The sequence below is a fragment of the Candidatus Margulisiibacteriota bacterium genome, assembly GCA_028706105.1.
Classification (GTDB): Bacteria; Margulisbacteria; Riflemargulisbacteria; order GWF2-35-9; family DYQY01; genus DYQY01.
Genome location: JAQWCF010000019.1, coordinates 21,474 through 27,908 on the forward strand (window position 1 = coordinate 21,474; position 6,435 = coordinate 27,908).

Here is a 6,435-nt window from a genome sequence, read left to right on the forward strand (position 1 = left end):
AAATATAACTAGCGAAAAGAGAAATAATTATGACAGAAATTAATAAATTTGAGCTTCTTGGGCTCTCCCAGAAAGCTTTAAAGGCTATCAAACAAAAAGGTTTTGAAGAGCCATCAGCAATTCAAGAACTTACTATTCCAGTTATGCTTCGTAATGACACAAATATTATTGCTCAAGCACAAACGGGGACAGGAAAAACAGCAGCCTTTGGACTACCGCTTATCGACTTAATCGATGAAAGAAAAACAGAAGTCCAAGCGCTAATTCTAACACCAACCAGAGAACTCGCAATTCAAGTAGCTGAAGAAATCAACTCTTTAAAGGGAACTGCTGACTTAAGGATTATCCCTATCTATGGAGGTCAATCTATAGACGAACAACTTAGAAGACTAAAAAGAGGCGTTCATATCGTTGTTGGTACGCCTGGTAGAATCATTGACCATATTGGAAGAAAAACACTAAAACTTGCTAACATTGACCACTTAATCATTGATGAGGCTGATGAAATGCTAAATATGGGCTTTATTGAAGACCTAGAAGAGATCATGAAGCATACTAATGCTAACAAAAGAACGTTGCTGTTCTCTGCTACTATGCCAATGAGAATTAGAGATTTAGCTAAAAAATATATGGCTGGTCACGAGTTTATTTCTGTTAAACACCAACAACTAACCACTAACCTAACTGAACAAATCTATTATGAAGTGCGTGGCTCTGAAAAATTTGAAGCACTAACTAGAATTATTGATATTGAAGAAGATTTTTATGGTCTTATTTTTTGCAGAACTAAGAATGATGTTGATGATGTTACAGCAAGACTTCTCGACCGTGGATATGATGCGGATGCGATTCATGGTGATATCTCTCAATCGCAAAGAGAAAAGACTCTTGGTAAATTTAAAAAGAAAAAAATTAACGTACTAGTTGCAACCGACGTCGCCGCTAGAGGAATAGACGTAAATAATCTTTCTCATGTTATTAACTATTCGCTACCCCAAGACCCTGAATCTTATGTGCATAGAATTGGCCGTACGGGAAGAGCAGGCAATCAAGGAACAGCGATTACCTTTATTACTCCAAGCGAATATAGTCAGTTAATGTTTATTCAACGGATTGCCAAAACAGACATAAAAAAATCAACTGTTCCAAACGTAAAAGATATAATAAAAAATAAAAAGAAAAAGATTTCTGAAGAGTTAGCAAGTTTAAAAACTAAAACGATTGATAGTCTTTATAAAGATTGGGCTGAAAAACTCCTAGAAGAAAATGAGCCAGCAGAGATGCTAGCACAACTACTGTATCATTCTTTTAACAAGGACCTTGACCCGGCAGTATATAGCAACATTCAAGCATCTTCTGACAGAAATGCCAAAATAAGCATGGACGGTAAGGCTAGGCTTTTTGTAGCAATGGGCAAAAAAGACAGAGCAACAAAAGATAAGCTCATAAACTTTATTGTTGAAAATACAAGAATAAACCCAGCAACAATAGATCAAGTAGACGTATATGAAAACTTTTCTTTCATCACGGTTGGCTACAATGAAGCTGAAACAATTCTGAGATTTTTCAAAAAAACTTCAGGTAGAAATAAGCCTCTTGTAGTAAAAGCTAAAGAGAAACCTTAACATTATCTTTGTAAAATACTATAATAAGTTTAAATTAAATTAAGGAGCGCTTAATGGACTATAAAGTAGCAGACATCAATCTTGCCAATTTTGGCAGAAAAGAAATAGAAATAGCAGAAAAAGAAATGCCAGGATTAATGGCTGTCAGAGAAAAGTACGCTCAAGAAAAACCACTTAAAGATGTTCGTATAATGGGTTCCTTGCACATGACAATTCAAACAGCAGTTCTTATTGAAACTTTAGTTTCGCTGGGCGCTGACGTGCGTTGGTGTTCTTGTAACATTTTCTCTACGCAGAATCACGCAGCGGCAGCGATTGCCAAAGCCGGAGTGCCTGTGTTCGCTTGGAAAGGCGAAACTCTAGAAGAATATTGGTGGTGCACCAAACAAGCAGTTACTTTCCCTGGAGGGAAAGGCCCTGAGCTGATTGTTGATGATGGTGGAGACGCTACTCTTTTTATCCACAAAGGTTACGAACTTGAAAATGGTTCTACGTGGGTGAAGGGCAAAGCTGATAGCACAGAAGAACAAATAATAAAAAATCTACTGATTGCAACAAATAAAGAAGACAAAAACTATTTCCACAATATTGTAAAAGACTGGAAAGGTGTTTCTGAAGAAACAACTACCGGTGTTCATCGTCTATATAAAATGATGGAAGAAAACACGCTACTAGTTCCAGCCATCAACGTCAATGATTCTGTAACAAAAAGCAAGTTTGATAACGTGTACGGATGCCGACACTCTTTAACAGACGGAATAAAAAGAGCCATGGATGTTTTATTATCAGGTAAAACAGCAATGATTTGTGGTTATGGTGACGTTGGAAAAGGTTCTGCTGAAGCACTAAGAAATGAAAGAGCACAAGTAATGGTTAGCGAAGTTGACCCAATCTGTGCCCTTCAGGCTTGTATGGCTGGCTTTAAAGTGTGTACGGTTGAAGATGCTCTTCCGTTTGCTGATTTGTATGTTACCACCACTGGTAATAAGGATATCATAACAATTGAACACATGAAAAAAATGAAAGACCAAGCTATCGTTTGCAACATTGGTCACTTTGATAACGAAATTCAAATGTCTGAGCTAGAAAATTATCCAGGTATTATCAAGGATGAAATCAAAGGAATCGAATGTCCTGTACATAAATATACTTTCCCTGATGGTCACAGCATCTTTATTCTTGCTGAAGGAAGACTAGTAAATCTAGGATGCGCAACTGGCCACCCTTCTTTTGTTATGAGTACTTCTTTCTCCAATCAAACATTAGCACAACTAGATCTTTGGAAAAACAAAGATAATTATGAAAAAAAAGTTTATCGTCTTTCCAAAAAACTAGACGAAGAGGTTGCTGAGTTACACTTAAGTAAACTTGGAGCTAAATTAACAAAATTAAAAAAATACCAAGCTGATTATATTGGTGTTCCTGTTGAAGGTCCATATAAACCAGAACATTATAGATATTAATTTTTGGGGTTACACTTATTAATAGTTTTCACTGATTTCACTTTTTGAAGCTATTAATAAATGATAAATACTCTTCTTTTTCTGCCTTATAATATGGAGCATCAACATTTTTATAAGGAGGAATTAAAGAATCGAAACGTTTTGAAACAGCACTATAAACTGACCACACATCACCTATTTTATGCTGAAACACAGTTGCTGTTGTATTTAATAACTCATATTTTTTCTTATCTATATAAACACTACCAAATCCATTTTTTTCATCAGAAAAAAAGGTTCTCTCTGAAGTTGTCAGTATTTGTCGTAGTGTTGGCATTTTTCTGCAAGAAAGTAGCTCTATCGAAACACTATCAGGTAAACCCGCCTTTGATTTTATCCGTCTAGCTGCTATGTCCGTAACATATGGGATAGCAACAATAAACTTTGCTCGAGGATTCAAGCGTGCCAATGTCCTTATTGTTGCTTTTATCTGGGTCCCACTATAGCTGGCATCGTCTGTAATAACATATGTCTTTACTCCTAAAATTTTTCTATTGTATTTAGCCTCTTGACCATCTAATCCAAAATAACTAACCGCATACGGTTTGTGGCTAATATCTTTTTCAACCATATGCCACACCCAGCGACGCGATGTGTGTGGTTTACCCCAAATTACAGCATAATGGCTTTCACCTGAAAGCACACGATTAAGAGCAACACTTACTTTGTTTAAATCTGCTATGAAATCTTTGATAGTTATTTGTTGTGTTGAATTTATTATTTTCTCGTACAAAGCAGACACAGGAAATTTTTGATGCGTCTCAATAGTTTTAATGTTTAAGTTTTTACATTTTTGAGCTATTGTAAACGCCATTGACGTCCATGTTTTCCCCACATTTGACCTAACTTTTAATCCACCATCATTAACTATTTTCCAAAACACTGCTTATCTCCTTAATTTTATCTTTTGTCCCATAAACTTATCGTTATAAAAACAAAAATGTTTCACACGAACATCTAAAAAACTTATTGTTTGTAGTCCTATTGTTCATCTTGGCATTGACGGAATGCTGGAATATCATACTGTAAACCTCTAAGTTCAAGATAATCCTTCAACATTTTACTATCAGGGTACTGCCCATGTATCGGAGAAAGCTTTTCAACAAGCCGAACCTTTTCACTTAAGGCATTCAGCCTATCAGAATATTCTTGAGAACCAGACAGAATCCTCAAAAGTTGCTGATACCATTCCCAGACTTTTGGTTCGACCCATATTTCCTCTATGTCAGCAATCAACAGTGGTTCCAAAGTGCGCGGATAAGGGTCAATAACTCCCTTCGCACGATCACCACCCCAAATCTCAAGACAAGCACGCCCTTCTCTTGCTAAGCCGTTAAATGTCTCAGCTTTGACTAATGCGATAAAAGGCGTATCCGCTTTACGAGTAAAAAAATGAAGAAATTTATGAGGGACACGCGTTAAAAATACCCCATTCCCTTCTGACGGTACTGCCCCCTGTTCAAACACACCCTTTAGAGACTGGCCTAAATGATAAAGCGACCCCGCTGTAAACTCTAAAGGTGCCCCGCTTTTCACAAGCGCTAGCTGTTCTGGCTGATGATCCACAATGCTCTCATCAAAATCTCTAATAATTAAACCACTGACTATCTTCCAAAACACTAGTTGTCCCCCTTTTTCTAATTGGTGTTACAGTGAAATGACGATCACAGCTATCAGATTATTAGCTAATAATTTTCTAAAATCATCGCTTCTACAAGTCTATCTAGGAAAACTTCATATTCATTTTTTATTGGCATATTGTTCCCTCCCGCGCATTTATATAAAGTTATCGTAAAAATTTATTTTTGCTCCATCGAAAAAAAATAATGTTTAGCCTAACTCTAATAATTAATAAACTTCTACGGTTAATAACTTTCTGTTATTATCATGGCTATGAACTTTTATATAAAAACTCTCGGTTGTAAAGTGAACCAAGCGGAAAGTGAAGATGTAACAAAACTACTCACCGAATATGGTCACATCTATACTAAGTCTCCTATTAGCGCTGACTTAATCATAATAAACACTTGTACTGTCACGCATATTGCTGACAGAAAAAGCAGACAAATGATTAGAAAACTAAAAAACGAAAATCCTATAGCAGAAGTAATTGTTACTGGATGTTCTGTTGAAAACGAAACTAGTAACTTACCAGAAATAGGAGTTGTTATAAAAAAAACTGATTTAATAAACTACCTTCATCGTTATTCTTCCTCCTGTAACAATAAACTGACGAATGAGCTCTCAAAAGTAAGAAAAAATCTTCTAGTTCAAAACGGTTGTAATTATTTTTGTAGCTATTGCATTATCCCCTTTGTTAGAAACAAACTAATAAGTTATTCCTCCGAGCAACTTTTAAAAGAAGCACAAGAAAACATTAATCAAGGCATAAAAGAGCTGGTTTTAACTGGTATAAACCTTGGCCTATACAACCACAATGGAGTTACACTCACTGGTCTTGTTAAACAGTTACTGCAACTAAAAGGCGACTTTCGCCTTAGGCTGGGTTCCATAGAACCAAATTTAGTTACTGATGAACTTCTTGCACTCATAGAGAATGAAAACAAACTCTGTCCTCACTTACATCTCCCGCTACAAGGATCGTCTGACAATCTACTTTCTTTAATGCAAAGAAAATACACCTTAGATGATTACCTTTCTCTTGTTAATAAAATCAATAGTTTAAAAAGAAAAACAACTGTTACTTCAGACATAATCATCGGTCACCCAAGTGAAACTGAAGATGATTTTTTAGCTTTATTATCTATTCTTACTCAAAATATTTTTCTTAATATTCATCTTTTTGCCTATTCTGTTAGAGAAGGAACAAAGTCCGCAACTCTACCAAATCATGTACCAGAAATAATCAAAAAAGCAAGAATGACACAAGCGCAACTAGCATTAAAAGCCAATCAAAAAAAATACAAAGAATCTCTGAAAAATATCCACTACAATTGTTTAATAGAAACCAACAAAGAAAATTATTCTGAGGGATATACTGAACATTATGTGCTCATTCAAATCCCAAAAAAACTTCCAATAAACACTTTTTATATTGACCAATATTAAAGTTTATAAAACCGAATAATTCTATCTCTTTAGCTTTTCGTTCTTACTAGTATTTCATCTGTTTTTTATGTTTGATTAAATGTCTGCAACTTTTCTTTACTCCCTTCGATATTTCGAGCTTGCATTCATAACTGAATGCGAATAAAGGGGGAGGAACTCCCCCTTGCAAGCTATCCCCCTGCAAAAAAAACACAAAAACTGACGATATAAAACATGTGAAAAAAAATATAGGAAAAGTA

General features: G+C 35.5%; 5 protein-coding genes. 3 read left to right on the plus strand and 2 right to left on the minus strand.

The features are described from left to right. The first annotated feature begins 29 nt into the window (after positions 1-29). Complete coding sequence (locus tag PHF25_03260) at positions 30-1,625, plus strand: DEAD/DEAH box helicase (GenBank protein ID MDD4527039.1); 1,596 nt, start codon at positions 30-32, stop codon at positions 1,623-1,625. A gap of 53 nt (positions 1,626-1,678) precedes the next feature. Then, entirely contained in the window at positions 1,679-3,088 is a 1,410-nt protein-coding gene (ahcY, locus tag PHF25_03265) for an adenosylhomocysteinase (GenBank protein MDD4527040.1), read from the plus strand. Between the two features lie 37 nt (positions 3,089-3,125). On the opposite strand, the gene PHF25_03270 is transcribed toward ahcY, so the two are convergent. Beyond that, positions 3,126-4,010, minus strand: a complete 885-nt coding sequence (locus PHF25_03270; GenBank protein ID MDD4527041.1) for a hypothetical protein — start codon at positions 4,008-4,010, stop codon at positions 3,126-3,128. A gap of 98 nt (positions 4,011-4,108) precedes the next feature. After that, positions 4,109-4,747, minus strand: a complete 639-nt coding sequence (locus tag PHF25_03275) for a hypothetical protein (protein MDD4527042.1) — start codon at positions 4,745-4,747, stop codon at positions 4,109-4,111. A 273-nt stretch (positions 4,748-5,020) separates the two neighbouring features. Here PHF25_03275 and PHF25_03280 point away from each other — a divergent pair, with 273 nt between their 5' ends. Beyond that, a complete protein-coding gene (locus PHF25_03280) occupies positions 5,021-6,196 on the plus strand; it encodes a MiaB/RimO family radical SAM methylthiotransferase (GenBank protein MDD4527043.1) in 1,176 nt (391 codons plus the stop codon). Positions 6,197-6,435: the final 239 nt, after the last annotated feature.

Excerpts from the sequence above, each read along its gene's own strand:
- PHF25_03260 (MDD4527039.1), top strand. The coding sequence starts at position 30 with ATGACAGAAATTAATAAATTTGAGCTTCTTGGGCTCTCCCAGAAAGCT.
- ahcY (MDD4527040.1), top strand. The coding sequence starts at position 1,679 with ATGGACTATAAAGTAGCAGACATCAATCTTGCCAATTTTGGCAGAAAA.
- PHF25_03280 (MDD4527043.1), top strand. The coding sequence starts at position 5,021 with ATGAACTTTTATATAAAAACTCTCGGTTGTAAAGTGAACCAAGCGGAA.